Annotated in this window: 19 protein-coding genes and 4 pseudogenes; 10 read left to right on the top strand and 13 right to left on the bottom strand. The window is 61.6% G+C overall.

Translation table 11 applies throughout. From position 1 onward, the window contains the following. Positions 1-164: 164 nt before the first annotated feature. Positions 165-461: a co-chaperone GroES gene (groES, locus tag NKJ91_RS30715; protein WP_352458515.1), complete on the bottom strand. Its 297-nt coding sequence runs from the start codon at positions 459-461 to the stop codon at positions 165-167. Between the two features lie 426 nt (positions 462-887). On the opposite strand from groES, the gene NKJ91_RS30720 reads away from it, so the two are divergent. Continuing rightward, complete coding sequence (locus NKJ91_RS30720; protein ID WP_352458516.1) at positions 888-1,250, top strand: S46 family peptidase; 363 nt, start codon at positions 888-890, stop codon at positions 1,248-1,250. 4 nt (positions 1,251-1,254) lie between these two features. Further along, positions 1,255-1,858, top strand: a pseudogene (locus NKJ91_RS30725) (S46 family peptidase). 804 nt (positions 1,859-2,662) lie between these two features. Here NKJ91_RS30725 and NKJ91_RS30730 read toward each other — a convergent pair. The 11 genes and pseudogenes from NKJ91_RS30730 to NKJ91_RS30780 form a co-directional block, all read right to left on the bottom strand. Continuing rightward, positions 2,663-2,827, bottom strand: a pseudogene (locus NKJ91_RS30730) (NrtR DNA-binding winged helix domain-containing protein); the annotation flags it as partial. Next, positions 2,806-3,208, bottom strand: a pseudogene (locus NKJ91_RS30735) (aspartate 1-decarboxylase). The pseudogenes NKJ91_RS30730 and NKJ91_RS30735, both read right to left, overlap by 22 nt. Positions 3,209-3,259: 51 nt before the next feature. After that, positions 3,260-4,243 carry a 3-oxopimeloyl-[acyl-carrier-protein] synthase BioZ gene (bioZ, locus tag NKJ91_RS30740; RefSeq protein ID WP_352458519.1) on the bottom strand — a complete coding sequence of 328 codons (984 nt, stop codon included), beginning with the start codon at positions 4,241-4,243 and terminating at the stop codon, positions 3,260-3,262. Continuing rightward, the gene (locus tag NKJ91_RS30745; protein WP_352458520.1) at positions 4,240-5,505 is read right to left on the bottom strand and encodes an adenosylmethionine--8-amino-7-oxononanoate transaminase; all 1,266 of its coding nucleotides are present in this window, start codon (positions 5,503-5,505) and stop codon (positions 4,240-4,242) included. The genes bioZ and NKJ91_RS30745 overlap by 4 nt, the downstream gene beginning before the upstream one ends. After that, positions 5,505-6,140, bottom strand: coding sequence for a dethiobiotin synthase (gene bioD, locus NKJ91_RS30750; RefSeq protein ID WP_352458521.1), 636 nt, complete (start codon positions 6,138-6,140; stop codon positions 5,505-5,507). The genes NKJ91_RS30745 and bioD overlap by 1 nt, the downstream gene beginning before the upstream one ends. Before the next feature lie 11 nt (positions 6,141-6,151). Beyond that, the gene (locus tag NKJ91_RS30755) at positions 6,152-7,291 is read right to left on the bottom strand and encodes an 8-amino-7-oxononanoate synthase (protein WP_352458522.1); all 1,140 of its coding nucleotides are present in this window, start codon (positions 7,289-7,291) and stop codon (positions 6,152-6,154) included. Next, positions 7,288-8,286: a biotin synthase BioB gene (bioB, locus tag NKJ91_RS30760; protein ID WP_352458532.1), complete on the bottom strand. Its 999-nt coding sequence runs from the start codon at positions 8,284-8,286 to the stop codon at positions 7,288-7,290. The genes NKJ91_RS30755 and bioB overlap by 4 nt, the downstream gene beginning before the upstream one ends. Before the next feature lie 95 nt (positions 8,287-8,381). Then, on the bottom strand, positions 8,382-9,236 hold the full coding sequence (gene nadC / locus NKJ91_RS30765; RefSeq protein WP_352458523.1) for a carboxylating nicotinate-nucleotide diphosphorylase: 855 nt from the start codon (positions 9,234-9,236) through the stop codon (positions 8,382-8,384). Then, positions 9,236-10,777 carry an L-aspartate oxidase gene (locus tag NKJ91_RS30770; RefSeq protein WP_352458524.1) on the bottom strand — a complete coding sequence of 514 codons (1,542 nt, stop codon included), beginning with the start codon at positions 10,775-10,777 and terminating at the stop codon, positions 9,236-9,238. Before NKJ91_RS30770 ends, nadC begins: the two co-directional genes overlap by 1 nt. Then, a complete protein-coding gene (nadA, locus tag NKJ91_RS30775) occupies positions 10,774-11,748 on the bottom strand; it encodes a quinolinate synthase NadA (protein ID WP_352458525.1) in 975 nt (324 codons plus the stop codon). The genes NKJ91_RS30770 and nadA overlap by 4 nt, the downstream gene beginning before the upstream one ends. 66 nt (positions 11,749-11,814) lie before the next feature. Next, on the bottom strand, positions 11,815-12,783 hold the full coding sequence (locus NKJ91_RS30780; protein ID WP_352458533.1) for an NUDIX hydrolase: 969 nt from the start codon (positions 12,781-12,783) through the stop codon (positions 11,815-11,817). Between the two features lie 173 nt (positions 12,784-12,956). On the opposite strand from NKJ91_RS30780, the gene panB reads away from it, so the two are divergent. From panB to NKJ91_RS30820, 8 genes are all read left to right on the top strand, one after another. Next, positions 12,957-13,817 (top strand): 3-methyl-2-oxobutanoate hydroxymethyltransferase, encoded by an 861-nt coding sequence (gene panB, locus NKJ91_RS30785; protein WP_352458526.1) that lies wholly within the window; start codon positions 12,957-12,959, stop codon positions 13,815-13,817. Then, positions 13,814-14,674, top strand: a complete 861-nt coding sequence (gene panC / locus NKJ91_RS30790; protein WP_352458527.1) for a pantoate--beta-alanine ligase — start codon at positions 13,814-13,816, stop codon at positions 14,672-14,674. The genes panB and panC overlap by 4 nt, the downstream gene beginning before the upstream one ends. A gap of 94 nt (positions 14,675-14,768) precedes the next feature. After that, on the top strand, positions 14,769-15,494 hold the full coding sequence (locus tag NKJ91_RS30795) for a LuxR family transcriptional regulator (protein ID WP_352458528.1): 726 nt from the start codon (positions 14,769-14,771) through the stop codon (positions 15,492-15,494). Between the two features lie 93 nt (positions 15,495-15,587). Next, positions 15,588-16,238 (top strand): acyl-homoserine-lactone synthase, encoded by a 651-nt coding sequence (locus tag NKJ91_RS30800; protein WP_352458529.1) that lies wholly within the window; start codon positions 15,588-15,590, stop codon positions 16,236-16,238. Beyond that, a complete protein-coding gene (locus NKJ91_RS30805) occupies positions 16,235-16,609 on the top strand; it encodes a transcriptional regulator domain-containing protein (protein WP_352458530.1) in 375 nt (124 codons plus the stop codon). The genes NKJ91_RS30800 and NKJ91_RS30805 overlap by 4 nt, the downstream gene beginning before the upstream one ends. A gap of 157 nt (positions 16,610-16,766) precedes the next feature. Continuing rightward, complete coding sequence (locus NKJ91_RS30810) at positions 16,767-17,078, top strand: DUF2285 domain-containing protein (protein ID WP_352458534.1); 312 nt, start codon at positions 16,767-16,769, stop codon at positions 17,076-17,078. Between the two features lie 815 nt (positions 17,079-17,893). Then, positions 17,894-19,717, top strand: coding sequence for a glutamine--fructose-6-phosphate transaminase (isomerizing) (gene glmS / locus NKJ91_RS30815; protein ID WP_352458531.1), 1,824 nt, complete (start codon positions 17,894-17,896; stop codon positions 19,715-19,717). A gap of 460 nt (positions 19,718-20,177) precedes the next feature. Next, positions 20,178-20,393, top strand: coding sequence for a helix-turn-helix domain-containing protein (locus tag NKJ91_RS30820; protein WP_352453550.1), 216 nt, complete (start codon positions 20,178-20,180; stop codon positions 20,391-20,393). 702 nt (positions 20,394-21,095) lie between these two features. Here the strand turns inward: NKJ91_RS30820 and NKJ91_RS30825 are convergent. Next, positions 21,096-21,644: pseudogene (locus tag NKJ91_RS30825) on the bottom strand (transposase); the annotation flags it as partial.

Here is a 21,644-nt window from a genome sequence, read left to right on the forward strand (position 1 = left end):
GGGGCCGAGCGTGACCTTCACCGCGTCGGCGAGGATGTTGACGCCGCGCAGCATGCGCTCACGAGCGTCGCGGGAGAATTTTACGTCTTTGGCAGCCATTTTTTACTCCTGGGCATTTCGCCCGAAATTCAGATTGGATGGTGCGGATGAAAGGCGGCGGCGTGTCAGCCGATGACGCCCATGATGTCCGCTTCCTTCATGATCAGAAGGTCTTCGCCGTTGAGCTTGACTTCGGTGCCCGACCACTTGCCGAACAGGATGCGGTCGCCGGCCTTGACGTCCAGCGGGACGAGCTTGCCGACCTCGTCACGGGCGCCGGAACCGACGGCGATGATCTCGCCTTCCTGCGGCTTTTCCTTCGCCGTATCGGGGATGATGATCCCGCCGGCGGTCTTCGCTTCGGACTCGACGCGGCGAACGACCACGCGGTCATGCAGCGGCCGGAAATTCGACTTTGCCATTTTTGGATTTCCCTGGTGCGGATGTTGAACGGTTCTCCGTTGCCGGAGCGTGTTTAGCACTCACCAGAAGCGAGTGCTAACGCGGCAGTGAGATAGGCCGTAGGCTCCTGCTAGTCAAGACGGAAGAGGGACGGGCGAAGAGCAAACGAGCGTGGAAGCACCGAGCCTTTTACGTGAACGACGTCGGAGATCGGACATGGATGGGGCGGCTCACCATTTGCAACTGAAGGCTTTATTCATTTGGCACGATTGGTGCAGCGAATGATCCGCAAACGTTGCGCGCGACCGATATAATGAGAGGTGAGCGCCATCAGGATTCCTGCGTTAACCGTCCACTCGGTCTTTACGGTGTGGCCGCCGCGCGGGCGCCAGGACTCCGGCCATCCCGATAGTCACCAATCCAATCTGCGGAGAACAGGAGGCAAGATGAGAGCGACAGTCAGCACGCACTCGAATTTGAAATGTTTGGCCAAAGCAACTGCCATCGCCTTGCTCTGGACGGTCACGGCTACATCGGCGGACGAAAGTATGTGGATGCCGGGCCAGACTGCGGAAGTGTGCGCGGCCATGCGCGCGGATGGGCTCCAGATCGATCCCGCCCAGCTGGGCCGTCTAGACGCTGACCCGCTCAACGCGATCGTATCACTGGGCGGATGCTCCGCCTCGTTCGTCAGTCCACAAGGGCTGGTCGCAACCAATCATCATTGCGTGTTAGAATCCATCCAATACCACAGCAAGGAGGGCCAGGACTATCTCACAGACGGCTTTCTGGCGAAGAGCCCTGGGTGAAGAATTGCCCGCGGCGCCAGGCAGCCGCATCTATGTGATCGAGGACATGCGGGATGTGACCGCCGAAATGCTCAAGAGCGTCTCGGACAAGCTGAACGGGTTTGCCCGCTATGAGCGGCTCGCCACGAACAAAAAGGCCCTGATCGCCGCATGTGAAGGACAGCCCAATCGCCGTTGCGACGTATGGCGGCGTCTCCTACTATCTCCTCCAGAAGCTCGAAATTGAGGACGTGCGCCTCGTCTATGCGCCCGCGCTCGGCATCGGCAACTTCGGCGGCCAAACGGACAACTGGATGTGGCTGCGCCACACGGGCCACTTCGGCTTTTATCGCGCCTATGTCGCTCCTGATGGTTCCTCCCGGCCATATGCGCGCGACAATGTGCCTTACCGGCCGAAGAGTTGGCTACCCATAGCCTGTGAAGGCGTCAAGGAAGGCGACCTTGTGATGGTCGCCGGCTTTCCCGGCGCAACCCACCAGTTCCTGACCGCGGATGAAGTCCGGTTCAACTTCGCGCAATTCGAACCGCGGTTGCAGCGTTCGCTCTCGGATTATCCCGCCCAGATCAATCAGGCAACGGCAGGCAATCGCGAGGCGCAGATCCATTGACCGCCCGCTTCACAAATTGGCTCGGCCTAAAACGCATGGGAAAAGCAGAAAAGGCAACAGATCGGCACCAGAATGAATATGGCCGCGCGAACTGACAGACGCGCCAACAATCGGCATCTCGCATGGTCGGTGGCACTGGACGTGGCTCCCACCCTGCTGGCGCGACTCCCCATCAGGTCGTCGGGGTTTCGCTGGCGATAAAACTTCCGCGTGTCTCTGCGCGATCCATCCCGCTTGCGCGTGCCTAGTCAACCAAAAAACTGACCATCTGCAGGATCAGGATCAGCAAAAAAAAGCCAAAGGCAGACGCCAAAACAGCTGCCAGCAGGACGATGCGTTGTTTCTTCACCCACAGTTCCCCCGGGAGAGAGTCTAATGATAATCCTTAAAAAGGCGCCCTAGAACAGGGCGCCCCACGCTCATTTGTGCAGGTTTAAAGCTTAGCTTGCCTGCTTTATGTAGATTAGACGTTTTCTTTTATGCAACACTTTTCCAAGTGTTACTTGCACAAATCGAACGTATCGCACATTTAGACGAACTGTACATTCGATAGCGACTTTGACGCACGCGTTTACTGGCCGTATACATCCTTCACCGTTGCCGCAAGGCATTGGCCCACTCGCGCGGCACCTCCTTCACGACAAAGATTGAAAGCCCGTCCTCGGCCGTTTCATTTCCAAGATCACTTCGATCCACTCATACGGGCTTCCCGAGCGAGACCGTGGGTTCGGACGGTGCGAATGAATTTCTCGTTATAATCGAATTGATTATAAGGGTATATTTCTACGTTGAGTATAAAGGATGTCAAGCCCGCGCCAGCGGCAATTTTGTCCGGGCGACCGCCGTTTCGTCGAGGACATGGTGGCGGAAGCGATAAAGCTTCACCGGCCGACCGCCGGTATCAAATGCACTTTCGCCGGTCTCCTCCACCAATTCCTGCTGCTCCATCAACCGGCGAAAGTTCTGCTGAAGCGCCCTGCCGATCTAATCGTCAACGCCGTCCGCGTCAGCGCATTGCCATCGGTCAGAAAGCCGACGACATTGTTGATGACGAATGTAACGATCCGCGGCTTCAGAGAGGAATGCGCGCTTCGTCCAGATGGATGGAGTGGGCTGGCAGGTCCGGGCGGCCGCGCCGTTGAGGATGCAGCATCGAGAGCCGCGCTCGCCGAGGATGACATAGGTCCAGATTCGCGCGCCGGAAGTCTTGCTCCATGTCTCCCACGAATCCATTGGCAGGATCCCGGCTTCTTCGCAGTGGTCAGGGTCGAGCGTTATCGAACCGTGGTAGTTGAGGTTTGCTTCGGTGACGTGGATGCCGTGCAGCTTGCCGGCGACTATTTTTCGCATTGGTCCCGTTGTCCTATTCATCTCACAGAGCCAGTGAGCAGCTTCGCTGGGCTAAATCCCGACGACGAGCGCCCCGCCGCTGAGTCCCGCACCTGCCGCCGCCAGGAGTATTTTCTCGCCCGGCCGAAACGGCTCCGCTTGATTGGCGACCGACAGTGAGAGCGGGATCGTCGCGGCGGAAGAGTTGCCATATTCGGCGATCGTTTTGACGATCAGGTGATCGGCAACGCCGAGGTTTCGCCCGACCGCATCGAAAATGCGAGTATTGGCCTGATGCGGCACGAACCGGTCGACATCCTGTGGTCGCACTCCGGCAGCGGCTAGCGCGCTTATCGAGCAATCGGTCATCATCTCGACGGCCTTGGCGAATACTTCGCGGCCGTCGGTTATCGTCATTCGCGTTTGCGCGAGGTCGAGGTCACCGTGGAACGGCTTGTTGCTTCCTCCTGCGGGAATCTGGATCAGCCCGTATCGCGAGCCGTCCGAATCCACGGAGGCACCGAGAATCCCCCGATCAGTATCCTCGCACGGACCGATCACGACGGCGCCGGCGGCATCGGCAAACAGCACGGCGCTGGCGCGCTCAGAGGGATTGATGCGGCGGCTGAGGATATTGGCGGCGATAACAAGGCTCGCTTTGCCGTGCAGGCGGGTAAATCCGTCCGCAAACATCAGCGCATAGATGAAGCCGGCGCAGGCGCCGGTCAGATCGACAGCGCCGGCGCGGCCGAGCCCCAGCCGATGTGCGACCAGGGGCGCGCTGGGCGGCAGGAGGTGATCGGGCGTCGAGGTGGCAAGCAGCAGCAGACCGATGTCGTTGCGCGCAATGCCGGCGCTGGCCAGCGCCATGGCGCCGGCCTGCGCAGCAAGACCAGACAGCGTGTCTTCGTCCGTTGCCCAGAAGCGCGACCGGATTCCAGTACGCCGCTCGATCCAGCCCGGTTCGAGGCCGAGATTGTTCTCGATTTCGGCATTCGTCACCTTTCGGCCAGGCGCATGATGGCCAAACCCGAGAAGGCGCGACAACCTGCTCATGGGCTCGAACCGAAGCGTTCGCCGGCCTCCTCGATCGCGTCATGGAGCCGATCGAGCTCGTCGCCGGTGACGCAATAGGGCGGCATGAGATAAAGGACATTGCCGAGCGGGCGCACAAGCAGGCCGAGCTCGAGGAAAAAGGCCCGCAGCTTAGGTCCGATCTCGGCCAGATAGCCGGCAGAGCCGGCGCGCAGGTCGAGAGCCAGGATCGTGCCGATCGCGCGGCTGTCGGTGAAGTTGGCATTGTCGCGAAAGCGTCGAAACCCGGCGGCCTGTCTCTCGCTCAAGGCCGCGATCCACTCGGCCACCGGCTCGTCACGCCAGATCTCGACATTGGCGAGTGCTGCCGCGCAGGCAATCGGATTGGCCGTGTAGGAACTCGAGTGGAAAAACGTCTTCTTGCGCTCCTCGGAATAATGAGCCTGGAAGATGGCATCGGTGGCAAGCGTGGCGGCCAGCGGGATGGCTCCGCCGGTCAAGCCCTTCGAGGTGCAAAGGATATCAGGAGAGATGGACGCTTGCTCGCAGGCGAACATGGTTCCGGTGCGCCCCCAGCCGGTCATCACCTCATCGGCGATCAGCAGTGTGCCGGAGGCCTCAGTGATGTTTTTCAACTCTGACAGAACCCAGGCCGGATACATCAGCATGCCGCCGGCGCCAAGCACGAGCGGTTCGACGATCAGCGCGGCGGCGCGCTGGTCGCGGCTGAGGGCCTCGAAACGATCTAGCGTTTCCTGCTCGCGGCCGGCGGCCGGGAAGGGAATGGTGTCGACCTCGAACAGCAAGGGTTCGTAGGCGGCGTTGAACACGCCACGGGCACCGACGCTCATGGTGCCGATCGTGTCGCCATGATAGCTGTGCTCCATGACGACGATGCGCGAGCGCGGCGCGCCGATGTTGCGGAAATAGCCGAGCGCCATCTTCAGCGCGACTTCGACGCTGGTCGAGCCGCTGTCGGAATAGAACACCCAGTCGAGTCCGGCGGGAGCGAGCCCGACAAGCGCCTTGGCCAAGCATTCGGCAGGCTCGTGCGTGAAACCTGCGAAGATGATCTGGTCGAGGCTCGAGGCGGTCGTCTCGATCGCCTTTATAATGCGGGGATGGCGGTGGCCATGGGTGACGACCCACCAGGAGGAAATGGCGTCCAGAATGCGCGCGCCATTGGCTTTGTGGAGATACGCGCCTTCAGTCAGGACGATTTCAGGGATCGCCGGCTCGAGCGCGTGCTGGGTGAAGGGATGCCACACACGGGATTGCGGCATCATCCGCCTCCGGCAATCAAAGCGAGGTCGAAGCCGGCAATCATCGCTTGTCTCAGCGTTTTGTCCGTCAGCGGATCGAGGTGCGGCAGCCTGCCGAGTTGCGGCACGTCGCCGAATTCCACGATCGTCCGTTGCGTATCGGTCATCTCATCGCCGATGAAGGCGATGCCAGCCAGCGGGATAGCGCGCGCCCGCAGGGCCTCGATCGACAGCAGGGTGTGATTGATTGTTCCGAGCGCGGTGCGGGCGCACAGAATGACCGGCAACTTCCATTGCTGGAATATGTCGATGAACCTTATCCGGCGGTTCAGCGGCACCATCAGCCCGCCGGCGCCTTCGATGACGAGCGGTGTCGGCAGGACCGGAAACGAAAGATCGGCAGCCTCGATCGAAACGTCGTCGATTTCGGCCGAACGATGCGGCGAAAGCGGGCTCTTCAAGCGGTAGGCTTCCGGCAGCACGCGCCCCGACGGCAGCCCGGCAAGTCGCGCAACCGCCTCGCTGTCGGTCTCGCCGTCGAGGCCCGATTGCACCGGCTTCCAGTAGAAACCGTCAAGCAGGCCGGCAAGCCCGGCCGAGAACACCGTCTTGCCAATTCCGGTGTTTGTTCCGGTGATGACGATGCGCTTGGTCATGTCGCCTCCGGTCATGTCTGAGCCAACACCTCGACGAGCGCCTCGACCATGGCGGAAATGTCGGCTTCGCCGATATTGAGCGTCAGTGAGATGCGCAGCCGCGACGTGCCCTCGGGCACGGTCGGCGGACGAATGCCGCGTATGTCGAAGCCGCGGGCCTGAAGGCGCGCCGCCACTGCTATGGTGCGCCTGACATCGCCGATTACCAAGGGCTGGATCTGAGAGCCACTTGGTATCACGCCGCAGCGATCGACCAATTGGCGGCCTGCGAGGGCGACGCGTTCATGCAGCTGAAAACGCCGCATAGGCTCGTCGGCGAGCATTGCGAGCGCTTCGCGCGCCGCGACCGCCATCAGCGGAGATGGCGCGGTGGCGTAGATGAATGGCCGGCAACGGTTGATCAGATACTCGCACAGTGTCCTCGGCCCGGTCACGAGCCCACCAGATGCGCCGAGCGCCTTGCCGCAGGTGTGGAGCGCGACGATGTTGTCGCGGCCCTCGAAAGCGGCAGCCAGCCCCCGGCCGTCCGGTCCCCAGACGCCGGTGGCGTGCGCCTCGTCGACGACGAGGAATGCCTCGTGCCGATCGGCAAGCGCGACCAGGCTCTCCAAAGGCGCGCAGTCGCCATCCATGCTGTAAAGGCTTTCCACCGCAATCCAGACGCATCCCATGCCGCCTTCGGCGCGCCAACACGTGATCGCATCCTCGACAGCGTTGGCGTCGTTGTGCGCGGCCAGCACGAACTGTGCGCGCCCGGCCTGCGCACCCTCATGCATGCTGGCATGGGCGAGTTCGTCGAGGACCAAAAGGTCGCACTTCTGCGGCAGCGCCGTCAGCAGAGCGAAGTTGGCGATGTAGCCGCTGCCGAAGAACAGCGCGCGGTCGGCTCCAAAGAATGCTGCCGCGTCTGCCTCGAGCTGCTCGTGTTCCGGCGCATTGCCGCGCAACAGCCGCGACCCGGTGGCGCCAACCGGCGTGCCACGCGCAATCGCCGCCGCAACCGCTTCGCCAAGTCTTTTGGAGGCGGCAAGCCCGAGATAGTCGTTCGACGAGAAGTCGCGGCCGGCGCGCGGCTTCAGCGTCCGCAGCCGGTCCCTGCGCGCCAGTCCCTGCAAGGTCGCCTCATAGCGGGCAAGCGGTGCCCCGTTCATTGCGCCTCGAGTTCCATCGGCTCGATGCCAAGGCGCCGGAACAGCAGGGTATCCCTGTCCTCACCGGGATTGTCCGCCGTCAGCAGCGTGTCGCCGACGAAGATCGAGTTGGCGCCGGCAAAAAAGCACAGCGCCTGCATCTCGTCGGTCATGGCCGTACGGCCGGCGGAAAGACGGATATGCGATTTCGGCATCATGATGCGCGCCAGCGCGATCACGCGCACGAATTCGATCGGCTCGATGGGCTTGGCGTCGGCAAGCGGGGTGCCGGGGATCGGCATCAGCATGTTGATCGGAACGCTTTGCGGATGTTCCGGCAGGTTGGCCAGCGTCACCAGCATGCCGATCCGGTCCACCGGCTCCTCGCCCATGCCGACAATGCCGCCGCAGCAGACCTTGATGCCGGATTGGCGAACGTGCTCGAGCGTCTCGAGCCGGTCGGCAAAGCTGCGCGTGCTGATGATCTCGCTATAGTAGCGTTCCGACGTATCGATGTTGTGGTTGTAAAAGTCGAGACCAGCCTGCTTCAGTCGAGCGGCTTGCTCACGATCGAGCATGCCGAGCGTCATGCAGGTCTCCATGCCCAGCGCCTTGACGCCTTCGACCATCGCCACCACCGCATCCATGTCGCGCGCCTTGGGGTTTCGCCAGGCCGCGCCCATGCAATAGCGGGTTGCGCCGGCGTCACGCGCTTTCTTCGCCTCGGCGACGACGCGCCGGACCTCCATCAGCTTCGACGCCTTCAGGCCGGTCTCGTGATGCGCCGACTGGCTGCAATAGCCGCAATCCTCCGGGCATCCGCCCGTCTTGATGCTGAGCAGCCGGCTGAGCTGGACCTTGTTGGGATCGAAATTCTGGCGGTGCACGGTTTGCGCGAGGAAGAGGAGATTGTTGAAGGGGGCATCGTGAAGTGCCCGAGCCTTCTCCAGGGTCCACGCTCCAGGGTCAGGGGATTGAGCCTGTGGCGATGTCTGCGTTGGACTGGCTGTTTGCATGTCCATGCTGTTCCTCCGGTTCTGCCTTGCTTTGCTGTCTGATTGATGACGATCGGAAAGGACAGTTGATTCGATCCTGTCCGTTCCTCAGGCAATCATGAGCCCCAATAGTCGAGGCCGATATCCAAGATCGGCGCGCTGTGGGTCAGTCGGCCGACTGAAATCAGATCAACGCCGGTCGCGGCAATCGCTCGCGCTGTATCGGATGCGATCCCGCCAGAAGCCTCGGTGATAGCACGGCCGCCAACGATTGCGACGGCGCGGCGAAGATCGGCGAGGGACATGTTGTCGAGCAGAACCGCATCGGGAGCGAAGCCAAGTACCTCCTCCAACTGGGCCAGCGTATCGACCTCGACTTCGATCTTGACGAGATGACCGGCCCGTCTTCGTGCTCGCTCGAGCGCCGGGCGAACGCCGCCTGCGATGGCGATGTGGTTGTCCTTGATCAGAATTGCGTCGTCGAGGCCGAAGCGGTGATTGGATCCGCCACCTGCGCGCACGGCATATTTTTCGACTGCCCGCAATCCGGGCGTCGTCTTGCGCGTGCAGACGATCTTCGCGCCATATCCACGAACCGCAGCGACGATCGATGCCGTTGCTGTAGCGATGCCGCTCAGATGGCACAAAAAATTGAGTGCCGTCCGTTCGGCTGTGAGAATGGCCCGGGCAGGGCCAACCACTGATGCAATGACCTCTCCATCCATGACATTGCAGCCGTCTGCCCGCTCCACCGAAATTTCGACATCAGGATCAATCAAGCGGAAAGCGAGCATCGCCAGATCGAGGCCGGCGACAACTCCGGACTGGCGCGCCGCCAGCACGGTTCCCGCTTGGTGTGCCTTCGGCACGATGGCCTCCGTGGTCAAGTCGCCGGCTCTGCCAAGGTCTTCAAGAAGAGCTGCCCTTACAAGCGGCTCAAGCATGACCGTGGGAAGCGGTGAGAGCGTCATCACTTTGCCCCTTCGAGGCTTGGCGAGTGTCCGAGTTCCCGCGCAGCGGCCAAGGCGGCTTCGAGGGTGATTTCGGACCGTCGGGCGACAGTCGCATAATGAGGAAAGTCTGTCCGGTAATGAGCGCCGCGGCTTTCTTCGCGCAACAGGGCGGCAACCGCGATCATTAGCCCGACAGCCGCCGGATCCGAGGCCGCGTCCTTGCTTTCGGCGAGCGGCAACAAGGCATATGCGGCTGCTTTCAAACCTTCACCATCCCGGACGATGCCGAGTGCGCGCGACAGGAAGACACGCACGGGTGTCGGCGCGGGCGATGGGTAAACGTCCGCAAACGCAGGCTTTGTTCTGCGAGCAGGCGTTCCGGCGACACTTTCAGCGACCCAGCGGGCGCACACGACGGCCTCGGTCAAGGAATTGCTGGCGAGCCTGTTGGCGCCATGCAGTCCTGTCGAAGCGACTTCGCCGCAGGCCCACAGCCCCTTGACGGAGGTCCTACCGGAGCCGTCCACGGCAACGCCACCCATGTGGTAGTGTTGGGCCGGACGAATGGGGATGAGATCGCGCGCGGGATTGATGCCGGCTCCACGACAGGCTGATGCGATTGTCGGGAAGTGTCGAGCAAATTCCGGGCCAGGCCGTTGCCGCGCGTCGAGAAAAACACGGTGGCCGTTGGCAAGATGGTTCCAGACGGCGCGCGCCAAGACATCGCGAGGCGCAAGTTCCGCCCCTGGCACGCTCTGGAGAAAAGCCTGGCCGGTTTCGTCGATCAGGGCAGCACCTTCGCCGCGGACGGCCTCGCTGACCAGCACCATAGGGCGTTCCGGGCCGTCAAGCGCGGTCGGGTGGAACTGGATGAACTCGAGGTCGGCAAGGACAGCTCCAGCGCGGGCCGCAAGCGCCAGGCCCTGTCCCCAACTGGCCCAAGGATTGGTGGTGTCGAGAAACAGTCCCCCGATCCCACCGGTGGCGAGGACGACCCGCCGTGAGCCGAAGAAGACAGGTCCTATCGAACCGCTCGCCCAGACGCCTCGGATCGCATTCTCTCGCACCGCCAGCCGGCGCGCTTCCACGCCCTCCACGACAACAATCGACGGTGTGGAACGCACAGCCGCGATCAGGGCACGCATGATCTCACGCCCGGTGCCGTCACCATGCGCATGAACGATGCGACGTCGGCTGTGTGCGGCCTCCAATCCGAGGCACAGTGATCCTTTCGGTGTACGGTCGAAGGGAACCCCAAAGCCCGCAAGCCTCTCTATCGCCTTGGGCGCGGCTTGGAGGATGCGGCTCGCCACGTCTCTGTCGCAGAGACCATCCCCGGCGGCAAGCGTATCGGCCAGGTGCAGTGCCGGATCGTCGTCTTCGCCGAAACTTGCAGCCAGACCACCCTGTGCCCAGGTGCTCGAATTGTCAGCTCCCAGCAGCGTCCTGGACAGAAGCAGCACCGGCTCCGGCGCCAGTTGAAGCGCGGTCATCAGTCCGGCGATGCCGCCGCCGATGATGATGGGCCGCCCGAAGAAGCTGCGGACATCGGCGCTCAAATTGCCAGCATCCGTTCGACCGCAAGCCGCGCGCGCTCGGCGATCCCGGGTTCGATGGTTACGATATGGTGGTTCTGCTCGAGCGCCATGCGGATGTTGGCAAGCGTGATCCGCTTCATGTGCGGGCACAAATTGCAGGGCCGGATGAACGCGACCTCTGGGTGCGCTAACGCGACGTTGTCGCTCATCGAACATTCCGTCATCAGCACGACACGTGCCGGCCTTTGCCTTTCGACATAGTCGGACATGGCAGCGGTCGAGCCGGAAAAATCTGCTTCAGCCACGACGTCGGGCGGGCATTCGGGATGCGCGAGCACGATCACGCCGGGATGGCTTTCGCGCAACTCGCGGATGTCGGCCGGTGTAAAGCGCTCATGCACCTCGCAATGCCCTTTCCAGGCGATGATCTGCACATCGGTCTGGGCGGCGATATTCTGGGCCAGATATTCGTCCGGCAACATGATCACCTGGGGAACGCCAAGGGATTGGACGACCGCCTTGGCGTTGCCGGATGTACAGCAGATATCCGACTCGGCTTTCACTTCGGCCGACGTGTTGACATAAGTGATGATCGGCACGCCGGGATAACGCTGGCGCATCAAGCGCACGTCTTCTGCCGTGATCGATTCCGCCAACGAACAGCCTGCCCGCAGGTCGGGAATGAGCACCGTCTTTTGCGGATTGAGCAGCTTGGCCGTTTCGGCCATGAAATGTACGCCGGCCACCACGATGACTTGCGCCTCGATCGTCGCAGCCGTGCGGGCCAGTGCCAAGCTGTCGCCGACGATGTCGGCCACGCAATGGAAGATCTCGGGGGTCTGATAGTTGTGCGCCAGGATGATGGCGTTGCGCTCGCGCTTCAGTGCAAGGATCGCCTCGATATCCTCGACGAAAGCCGGCCATTCGATCGGCGGGATCACTCGTCGGACGCGCTCGTAGAGAAACGCGGTCGCAGGCAGCATGGCGCTCATCGACCCCTCCAGCTTATACTCTAGTTGAAAATAACCAGCATATACTTGCTGTGAGTATAAGCGATGTCAACCCCGCGCCAGCGGCAATTTTGTCCCGGCGATGACCCTCTCGTCGAGAACGGCGTGGCGGAACCGGTAAAGCTTCGCTGGCCGGCCGCCGGTCTCCGCGGTTGCCTCTCCGGTCTCTTCGACCAGCTCCTGCTGCTCGATCAGCCGGCGAAAGTTCGGCTTACGCACGAGCCTGCCGGCAAGCGCCTCCACGGTTCGCTGCAGCTGCAAAAGCGTGAAGACCGGCGGCATCAGCTCAAAGACGACCGGCCGGTATTTGATCTTGGAGCGCAGCCGCGCAATGCCGGTCGCCACGATGCGGCGATGATCGGCGACCATAGACTTGCTGGGCACCAGCGGAGGCAGCGTCGCGTCCCGTCCGCTTCCGGCCTCTTGGACCAGGCCTGCTTCGTAGACTAACTCATAGCGTTGAAGCGTGAGTTCCTCGTTCCAAAGGCGGTCGTCGAAGCCGAAGGCTATCGTCGCCCGCTGCCAGCGTTCACGTCGCGTGGCCGCGTCGCTGACGCTGTCTGCCCATTCAATCAGGCGCGGTCGCAGAACGTCCAGCACGACCGGAGGCGTGCCGGAGCGGTGGTCCTCCCATGGAAAATATTCATACCAGCTCTGCCAGCCGCACTTGGGCGAGCCAGCTGCCTGTTCCTTGCGGGTCAATGCGAGATAGCTGATGGAGATGACGCGCTGCTGGCGCTCGGCGCCGATGCGATCCCGATCCGCGAAGGTGTAGAGTTGCTCAATATACCCCAGCGGATGGCCGGTCTGCTGCTCGACCCACCCCCTCAAACCGGATTGCAGCGATCGGTGCTCAAGCGCAAATGGTCCGGAGGGCAGGGTGTCCGCCTGGCCGATGGTGAGGACACAGGGTTCACTGTCGTTTACGGCGACGACAAAGGCGATCAGGTCCACTTTGACTTCGTCGGCCTTGACGGCGGCTCTGTCTTTCCTGGGTCCTTTTGCCTGATCGTCCATGTTCGCGAAAGTGGTTGGCCAGCTCGGGAGCGCCTGAATCGATTTAAATGTAAGCGCGCCTGTCCGCACGTCAACACCGCACAGCTGCACGGCCATTTTTAGCTCTTCGCACTTGCACAAAAATGTGGCAAACGCGACACCCGCGGTTGGTAACGTTGGGGAAGGAGGGTCCATTGAGTGCGTTTGGTGACACCAAGGCGATCACACCGCCGGATATTCGTTCGCGCAAAGGTGGGACGCCGCTCGTCTGCCTTACCGCCTACACGACGCCAGTCGCCCGGCTTGTCGATCCCCATTGCGATGTGGTGCTGGTCGGCGACAGCGTCGGCATGGTTCTCCACGGCCTGCCCTCGACGCTCGGTGTGACGCTGGAGATGATGATCACGCACGGCCAGGCCGTGCGCCGTGGCCTCGAGCAGGCGCTGATGGTCGTCGACCTGCCGTTCGGTTCCTTCGAGGAAAGCCCCGAGCAGGCTTTCCGCAATGCCGCGCGCGTCATGGCCGAGACCGGCTGCGCGGCCGTCAAGCTCGAAGGCGGCGAAACGATGGCAGAGACGATCGGCTTCCTCGCCGCGCGCGGCGTGCCGGTCATGGCCCATGTCGGCTTGACGCCGCAGGCGATCAACACCATCGGTGGCTACCGCGTGCAGGGCAGAGGCGGGGATGCCGAGCGCATCAGGCGCGACGCGCTTGCGGTGAGCGAAGCGGGCGCCTTTGCGGTCGTGCTGGAGAAGGTTCCCGAGGCGCTCGCCCGCCGGATCACCGGGGAGGTGGCGACCCCGACCATTGGCATCGGTGCCTCGGCCGCCTGTGACGGCCAGATTCTCGTCGTCGACGACATGCTGGGCCTCTTCGGCGACTTCCGGCCCAAATTCGTCAAGCGCTATGCTGAACTGGGGGAGGCCGCTGCGGCTGCGATCGCGGCCTATGCGCGGGAAGTGAAGGAGCGCCAGTTTCCGGCCGCCGAGCACGTGTTTGCCGATGCGCCCAAGCCCGCCGACGGGGACGCCACCAAGAGCGGAGAAGCAGCGTGAGCGTGCCGATTGTCAGGAGCGTTGCCCAGCTTCGCCAAATCATCGCCGCATGGCGCCGCGAGGGCGTGAGGATTGCCGTCGTGCCAACGATGGGCGTCCTGCATGAGGGCCATCTCAGCCTGGTGCGCGCGGCACTCGTGAAGGCCGACCGGGTGATCGTGACGCTCTTCGTCAACCCGAAGCAATTCAACAGCGAGGCCGATCTCGCCGCGTATCCGAGCACCGAGGACGAGGATGCCGCCAAGCTGGCACCGCTTGGCGCGCACCTGCTTTATGCGCCGGACGCAGAGGAGATGTATCCGGCGGCCTTCGCCACGACCGTTTCGGTGTCCGGTGTCAGCGAGGGCCTGTGCGGTGCCTTCCGGCCGGGACATTTCGATGGCGTGGCGACCGTCGTCGCCAAGCTCTTCCTGCAGACCAGCGCTGACTTCGGCTTCTTTGGCGAAAAGGACTTTCAGCAGCTTCAGCTAGTCAGGCGTATGGCCCGGGACCTGGATATTCCAATCACCATTGTTCCTTGTCCGACAGTCCGCGAAGCCGACGGTCTTGCACTATCATCGCGCAATGTCCGGCTCTCGCAAGCAGAGCGTGCTGTTGCCCCCGAGCTATCATCGGTCTTGCTCGAGACGGCTGAGCGGCTTGCCCGCGGCTCGCCCGTCCTGCCAACGCTTGCCGAAGCGCGCGCAGCAATTCTGGCTGCGGGCTATCGCGAGGTCGAATACCTGGAACTTCGCGACGAGGCAGATCTGCGACCCATCACAAGCCTTGACCGACCTGCACGCTTGCTTGTCGCGGCCTGGCTCGGCGGCACACGGCTCATAGACAACGTCAGAATATCACGGGTTTCAACAGATTAACGGGGTTCTCGGCACGCGCTGTATCCGTCCGGGATCGTTTAAAACAAGGTCTCTGCCTGGCATCGAGCGATCACGGAGGTTACGCAAAGCGCAAATGCATCGCGTGTTTGAGAACTTCGTCGAGCAACTGTCTGCAAGTGTTGATGCTGCCGATCTCCGTGAGGCAATGGCATCCGCTGCAGCCGGCTTCGATTTTCCGCTATTCGCCTATTTCACTTACCCGTCGGCCCCCGGCGAGGCCCCGCAATTGATCTCAAACTATCCTTCATCCTGGACATCACGTTATCTGCAACAGCGGTACCACAGTCTTGATCCGGTCATCCTGCGCGGGCTGCAAGGCTGGGATACCTTTGATTGGGGTGTGGATCGCGCTCGGCACTGTCTGCCGAATTCGCAGCAACAAATTCTGGAGAGTGCGGCTGAGTTTGGCATCCGCGGCGGCCTGACGATATCCATGCATGATCATTGCGGCCGGTTTGCTGCCCTGACCTTTGCTTCCGACGAGTCCCGCCCGCCTCTGTTGCGGTCACTGACACGTTACGAAAAAGCATTGCAGCTGGTGGCCATCAACTTTCATATCCATGTCCGGCGCAGGCTCGCCGACGATCGCGTGGTGGATGGTGTAACGCTCACCCCGCGGGAGTTCGAGTGCCTGAAATGGGCGGCGCGCGGCAAGTCGGCTTGGGTTATCAGCCAGCTTCTCGGCGTCTCAAAGCGCACCGTGACCTTTCATCTGGAAAACGCCAAGGCAAAGCTTGGCGTTCGCACGATCAACCAGGCCGTTGCACGACTGGCTGCCTCCGGCCAGGCGAGATCCTGATTCGTCGGCCACGATAGCTGTAAACCTCTACAGGCTGCATCGCTGCCGGCTTTGCCCTTCGATGGCGGGAACACATCCCGCACGGAGGCGACCATGATGCAGCTGATAACACCAGACCTTTACGACGAGTTCGCAAGCGAGCTCAAAGAGATGCACGGGCTGAGGTTTCGGGTGTTCAAGGAAAGGCTCGATTGGGAAGTTGATACCGAAGACCAGATGGAAACAGACCCGTTTGATGGTCTGAAGCCTGTCTATCTGCTCCTCAAGGGATCCGACTGGCGAATTCGCGGTTGCGTGCGTCTTTTGCCCAGCACCGGACCCACAATGTTGCGCGACACGTTCCCGGTGCTGCTGGGTGCTGACGTCGTGCCCTCGACCTCCGACATATGGGAGAGCAGTCGTTTCGCGCTCGATCTTCCTCCGTCGGCGCCCAAGGCAGCGGGCGGACTGGCCCAGGCAACCTACGAGCTCTTCGCGGGCATGATCGAGTTCGGCTTGGCCAAGGATCTGACCCGGATAGTAACGGTGACGGACACGCGCATGGAACGGATCCTTCGCCTCGCGACGTGGCCATTGTCGCGCATCGGACAACCCAAGTCCGTCGGCAAAACGGAGGCGGTGGCCGGGTTTCTCGAGATTTCCCGCGCGAGCCTTTTGCGCATCCGCAGCAGGGGACGTCTGAGCGGACCGGTACTGTGGCAACCGGTTCTAGGCCCGTCGGCATTGTGGACACCTGAGCCGTGAAGGATGCTGGTCTGCCCAAGGAAGCGACGGCCGGTCTTGTATGCTGGCCGGACTGGCGTCGTCACGAAGCTTACCACTACGCCAGACGATTGCCACGCACTGCCTGGGCCTGGGAGTTCCTTCGGCGCAATCCACAATTCCAGCGCGACCACGCCAAAATGGCACCGTCCGCCTGCATTGTCGGAGCCCAGGCCGACATGAACATAATCGAGTTGACGACAGGATCATCTTTCCTAAGACAATGGAGCCTCCTTTTTCGCGGACGCGCCACAGTGGGACGCTACGTCGGCAAGGGTCTTTTGGGATCCGCGCGACTGCGCCCGTATTCTACGAGCGGCCGCGGAGCTGGTTGGGCTCGACCACGATTTTGAACCGCTTGATCTTTCGTCGCTCTCATGCTGCAAGGACATCCTGCTGACACCTGCCGGCGTGCAGCACGTGCTGCTGAGGGAGGACTGCCGGAGTCTGCAGATCGCCCTTTCCGGTGCATCCGTTCTCCGCCCGTTGCGGCTATATGTCGACGCGATCGTGCAGCCGCAGCACCTGAAGTTCCATGTCGCTGCCCTTCAGTTCCTGAACGACATCAGTGGTTGCGGCCGCCTGGCAGCTGCTTGCTTTCCGCCGGAACCCCGCGGAGCGCGTCTGCGTATCGTGCTCCGGGCTTTGGATGGCTCGCTTGCGGGAGCATCTCATCAGGAGATCGCCATTGCCCTGTTCGGGAGACGCCGTGTTGAAGAAGATTGGTCTCATCCAGGTAGCCATCTTCGCGATCAGGTGCGTCGCGCCATCCAACGTGGCCGCTACCTGATGGGCGGTGGCTATAGACAGTTCCTGATGTGATTCGGGTGACAGCTCGGTGATTGTCTTATCCGAAAACGCGCAGGCATCAATTTCCATTTCTCACTGCTATTGTGCCTTGTACAAGACGTGACACGCGCCTAGTTCTTCCGCTGCGGGAATCGGGTTTGAGTAATACGGACGAAGCACTGAGAACCAACGCTTTCGTGATAGTGCATTCATGCCCCGAGAATCCTGATGACCGTTACGAACCCCAAGAAAGCCGGCGCTGACTGAAACGGTCGCTGAACGTGCTCTGTGGCGTGCGCCGCCTGACTCTCGGTTTCGGCCATGCCGACTAACAGCGTATTGATAGGCCATCGCGGGCTAAGCTCTACCGGCGAAAGCCGCGTCAAAGCGGCAGGCAATCAGAAACTTGATCGGCGGCGACGATGATTATGATCAACGTGACGAACACGTGAATCATGCCGACGGCGCCGACGTTGCCGATGATGATGATGCCGATCATGCGTCGCTGACGCTGCCTAACTACAGTGCTTGTGATCATGCCGATCACCGCGTGATCACGAGCGGCGGCGGTCCGTGGTCAGGTGCGTAGCCGGGATGGTTCGCGCATGGCCGATTGTTCCTTCGTGCCGCGGGGTGTGGGCTTGCGTTCGGGCATGAGGGCGTCAGGCGCAACGAGAAGTTAGATCAGGGCCCACGAACGCGGCTCATCCATGGGGTGGATGATAGTTATCCCTACAATCAATTGTACCAATATTACCGACTACTACTACAAGGTCCCCAATGAACGCGGCCGGATGGGTATCCGTCTCGCGTGGGCTGAAGCTGCCGGCAAGAATGGGGAGACGAACATGTGCGGGATTGTTGGCATCGTTGGGCAACAGCCGGTGTCGGATCGGTTGGTCGACGCATTGAAGCGTTTGGAATATCGCGGCTATGATTCCGCCGGCGTTGCGACGATCACCGAAGGTGCCTTGCACCGCCGGCGCGCCGAGGGCAAGCTCGTCAATCTCGAGAGGAGACTGAAGGAAGAGCCGCTGAGCGGCAACATCGGCATCGGCCACACGCGTTGGGCAACCCATGGGGCCTCGACGGAACACAATGCACACCCGCACTTTACCGACGGTGTCGCCGTCGTCCATAACGGCATCATCGAGAATTTCACCGAGCTGAAGGACGAATTGGCGGCGGCTGGCGCCGAGTTCCAGACCGACACCGACACCGAGGTCGTCGCGCATCTCTTGGCAAGACACCGCCGGGACGGCATGAGGCGGCAAGACGCGATGCGTGCCATGCTGAAACGCCTCAGGGGCGCCTATGCGCTTGCTGTCCTCTTTGAAGATGATCCGTCGACCATCATGGCGGCGCGCAACGGACCACCGCTGGCGATCGGTCACGGCGACGGCGAGATGTTCCTGGGTTCCGACGCGATCGCGCTTGCTCCCTTCACCAATGAAATTACCTATCTCATCGAGGGCGACTGGGCCATTGTCGGCAATTCGGGCGCCCATATCTTCGATTTCGACGGCCATCCCGTCGAGCGTCCGCGCCATACCTCCACGGCCGCGGCCGATCTGGCCAACAAGGGCAACCATCGCCACTTCATGGAGAAGGAAATCTACGAGCAGCCCGAAGTCATCGCCCATGCTCTCCGTCACTATAGCAACATCATAGAGAATCGCGCCGACACGGTTTCTGGCATCGATTTCGCCAGGATCCCGAGCTTGGCGATCTCGGCCTGCGGGACCGCCTATCTCGCCGGACTGATCGGAAAATACTGGTTCGAGCGCTATGCGCGCCTGACAGTTGAAATCGACGTTGCGTCCGAATTCCGTTACCGCGAGATCCCGTTGTCGCCGCAGTCGGCGGCTCTTTTCATTTCGCAGTCCGGCGAAACCGCTGATACGCTCGCATCGTTGAGGTACTGCAAGGAGCGTGGGCTGAAAATTGGCGCTATCGTCAATGCCTGCGAATCGACCATCGCTCGGGAGGCCGATGCGGTCTTCCCGATCCTTGCCGGACCGGAGATCGGCGTCGCCTCCACCAAGGCGTTTACCTGCCAGCTTGCCGTTCTAGCCGCACTCGCCATCGGCGCCGCCAGAGCCCGCGGGACCGTAACCGAAGACGAGCTGCAGGCGCTCGTCAGGAGCCTCGCCGAAGTGCCGCGCGTCATGGGCCAGGTACTCAACAGCATCCAGCCGGAGATCGAGTTCCTGTCGCGCGAACTGTCAAAGTGTCGTGACGTCCTGTATCTCGGCCGTGGCACCAGTTTCCCGCTAGCGATGGAAGGTGCGCTGAAGCTCAAGGAGATTTCCTACATCCATGCCGAGGGCTATGCGGCGGGTGAATTGAAGCACGGTCCGATCGCATTGATAGACGACAACATGCCAGTGATCGTCATCGCGCCCCATGATCGCTTTTTCGACAAGACCGTCTCCAACATGCAGGAAGTGGCTGCCCGTGGAGGGCGGATTATCCTCATCACCGATGAAAAAGGGGCAGCCGCATCGAAACTCGACACCATGCACACGCTCGTGCTGCCGGCTGTCGACGAGATTATCGCGCCGATGATCTTCTCGCTGCCGATACAGCTTCTTGCCTACCACACGGCGCTCTTCATGGGCACAGATGTAGACCAGCCGCGCAATCTCGCAAAATCGGTCACGGTCGAATGATTGTGAACCTTTATAGGTGGCGATGCTTGTCCATCTTCGCTGCATCGGCGGTGGAAATTGGTCGAAGGTATCAGCGTCCGCGAGGCTGGGTGGACGGTGCCGCGAATAGCCACTGGAGGCGTCAGTGAGAGTTCGAGTTGCTGTTCAAGAAAGCCATCGGGGAGAATGAGTCGTGTAAGATCGCAGGTCGAATGCGCTACAGCCGATCAGGCCATCTCATGGCGGGCAGGTTCTTAGAACTTGATCAGAAGCAGGTGAGCCGCCATATTCCGACCCGGCTGCCAATTTCAAGTGGCCCATTCCATGGATGAGGCCGGTCCGGCCGAATGGACGTCCATTTTTTTGATTTGCTGGGTGTGCGCCAGGGTCGGGGAGGAAATCTCCCGATTTGTCAGGCGCTCCCATCTTCTTGGAGATGTTTATGAAGGATTCGCGCATTCCCGAGCCAGTCTTGACGGCTATGTCGCAGGGGACCCACATCATCCGCGCTTATCGTGAGCACCTTGGGTATTCAATCGAGGACCTCGCGGTCGCGTGCGGGCTTGCCGCTCAGGAAATCCAAAACATCGAGCGGGGTCTAAAGTACAATAAGGGCTATCGGAATCGGATAGCGAGATCGCTGTCCATACCTGTGGGAATTCTTGAGGCAGAGTCGGACATATCGGACGCCGCCTGATCAGTCGGATAATCTGCAATGGGTGGAAGACCGCTCTTGTGATGTGACGTTTGCGGCTGATAGTCGTCGCTTGATTCCGTTGGACGCGAATGCCTTCTGGCGCAGTACCGCCAAGAGAATTCTCGTCCACTGTCCGAGTCAGGAACTGCACACGGGCTCGCCGAACAGGAAGTTGGAACGCTTCGTCATGCTGTCTTAGGCGATATAGCCGCCCGGAGTGCTGCGACACGTGCACGATAGCATTGGCTCGCGAGGATGGATTGCTAACGGCGAACCCATGCTGGTTGGCAAGGCGATACTGGCTGGAGCATCAACTCGGCCGACGAGAGTGGCCCCCCATCCTAGGCAGGATCGGCCGACATGGCCGGCATCGCGAGCCGCTCTGAAAAGAGCACAGCGGGCATCCAGACGCTGCCGGGTTGACTATGGGTGTCGGAACCGCAAAAAGGGGCCGCTCTTCATGAGTGGCGTGCGCCGGCAGTCTAACCCTAAGCCCCCCGCCAGGCTGCCGGCGCGCTTCTAGCCGCCTTGATGCACGGCGATAAGCTTTTGACGGCCTGAAGCGACGTTGTGGTCGCCGTTGCGGTGCTTTTCCACGCGCCTCGTCAGGCGCCGGGATTGCTCCGTCGTGATGGCAGGCGGGGGTTTGCAGGTTGCGGTCGACGGGTTCGTTTCGGGGCGTCTGCCCCCATCGTATGTCGCGAGTTGGGGGATGCGATCGAGGACGATGCGCAGGATGCGCTGGTCGGGGCACGATGTCGGCAGGTGCAGGCGGATTTGCGATTTCATCTCGACCACCCGCGCAGCGATTTTGATGAGGCGCAATCGCAGCGTGTCGAATTGGGCGACGGCAAAGCTCGAGCGCCTCGGCATCGCGGCCCGCAAGCCCCACATCAACCAGTAAGCACCGGCATGCAGGAATAGCCGGAACTGGTTGGCCGTCGCTCTGGTGCAGGATGTGCGGTCGGCGGCAAGATGCGTCTTCCACGACTTGATGTGGTTCTCGGCCGCGCCGCGCCGGCAGTAGACATCCTCGTAGAGCGCCTTGGCCTTCCCACCGGCAAGGTTGGTGACGACGAAGCGATATCGCCACCTTGGGCGCCGACCTCGACCCGCGCGATGATGCGCTCGACGCGGCTCCAACTAGCGGCGCCGTCAACGAACTCCTTGAACCTGCGGACCTTGCCTGTCTTGGCCGACGCTTCGAAGCGCGCCGTCGTGCTGGCCTCCAGATCCGCGACATGCTTGCGC

The sequence above is a fragment of the Mesorhizobium sp. M0040 genome (genome assembly GCF_040323505.1).
Classification (GTDB): domain Bacteria; phylum Pseudomonadota; class Alphaproteobacteria; order Rhizobiales; family Rhizobiaceae; genus Mesorhizobium.

What these genes read in the sequence shown, in the direction of transcription:
- groES (WP_352458515.1), bottom strand. Translation starts at nt 461, where the DNA reads ATGGCAAAGTCGAATTTCCGGCCGCTGCATGACCGCGTGGTCGTTCGC.
- NKJ91_RS30720 (WP_352458516.1), top strand. Translation starts at nt 888, where the DNA reads ATGAGAGCGACAGTCAGCACGCACTCGAATTTGAAATGTTTGGCCAAA.
- bioZ (WP_352458519.1), bottom strand. Translation starts at nt 4,243, where the DNA reads ATGAGCAGGTTGTCGCGCCTTCTCGGGTTTGGCCATCATGCGCCTGGC.
- NKJ91_RS30745 (WP_352458520.1), bottom strand. Translation starts at nt 5,505, where the DNA reads ATGCCGCAATCCCGTGTGTGGCATCCCTTCACCCAGCACGCGCTCGAG.
- bioD (WP_352458521.1), bottom strand. Translation starts at nt 6,140, where the DNA reads ATGACCAAGCGCATCGTCATCACCGGAACAAACACCGGAATTGGCAAG.
- NKJ91_RS30755 (WP_352458522.1), bottom strand. Translation starts at nt 7,291, where the DNA reads ATGAACGGGGCACCGCTTGCCCGCTATGAGGCGACCTTGCAGGGACTG.
- bioB (WP_352458532.1), bottom strand. Translation starts at nt 8,286, where the DNA reads ATGCAAACAGCCAGTCCAACGCAGACATCGCCACAGGCTCAATCCCCT.
- nadC (WP_352458523.1), bottom strand. Translation starts at nt 9,236, where the DNA reads ATGACGCTCTCACCGCTTCCCACGGTCATGCTTGAGCCGCTTGTAAGG.
- nadA (WP_352458525.1), bottom strand. Translation starts at nt 11,748, where the DNA reads ATGAGCGCCATGCTGCCTGCGACCGCGTTTCTCTACGAGCGCGTCCGA.
- NKJ91_RS30780 (WP_352458533.1), bottom strand. Translation starts at nt 12,783, where the DNA reads ATGGACGATCAGGCAAAAGGACCCAGGAAAGACAGAGCCGCCGTCAAG.
- NKJ91_RS30795 (WP_352458528.1), top strand. Translation starts at nt 14,769, where the DNA reads ATGCATCGCGTGTTTGAGAACTTCGTCGAGCAACTGTCTGCAAGTGTT.
- NKJ91_RS30800 (WP_352458529.1), top strand. Translation starts at nt 15,588, where the DNA reads ATGATGCAGCTGATAACACCAGACCTTTACGACGAGTTCGCAAGCGAG.
- glmS (WP_352458531.1), top strand. Translation starts at nt 17,894, where the DNA reads ATGTGCGGGATTGTTGGCATCGTTGGGCAACAGCCGGTGTCGGATCGG.
- NKJ91_RS30820 (WP_352453550.1), top strand. Translation starts at nt 20,178, where the DNA reads ATGTCGCAGGGGACCCACATCATCCGCGCTTATCGTGAGCACCTTGGG.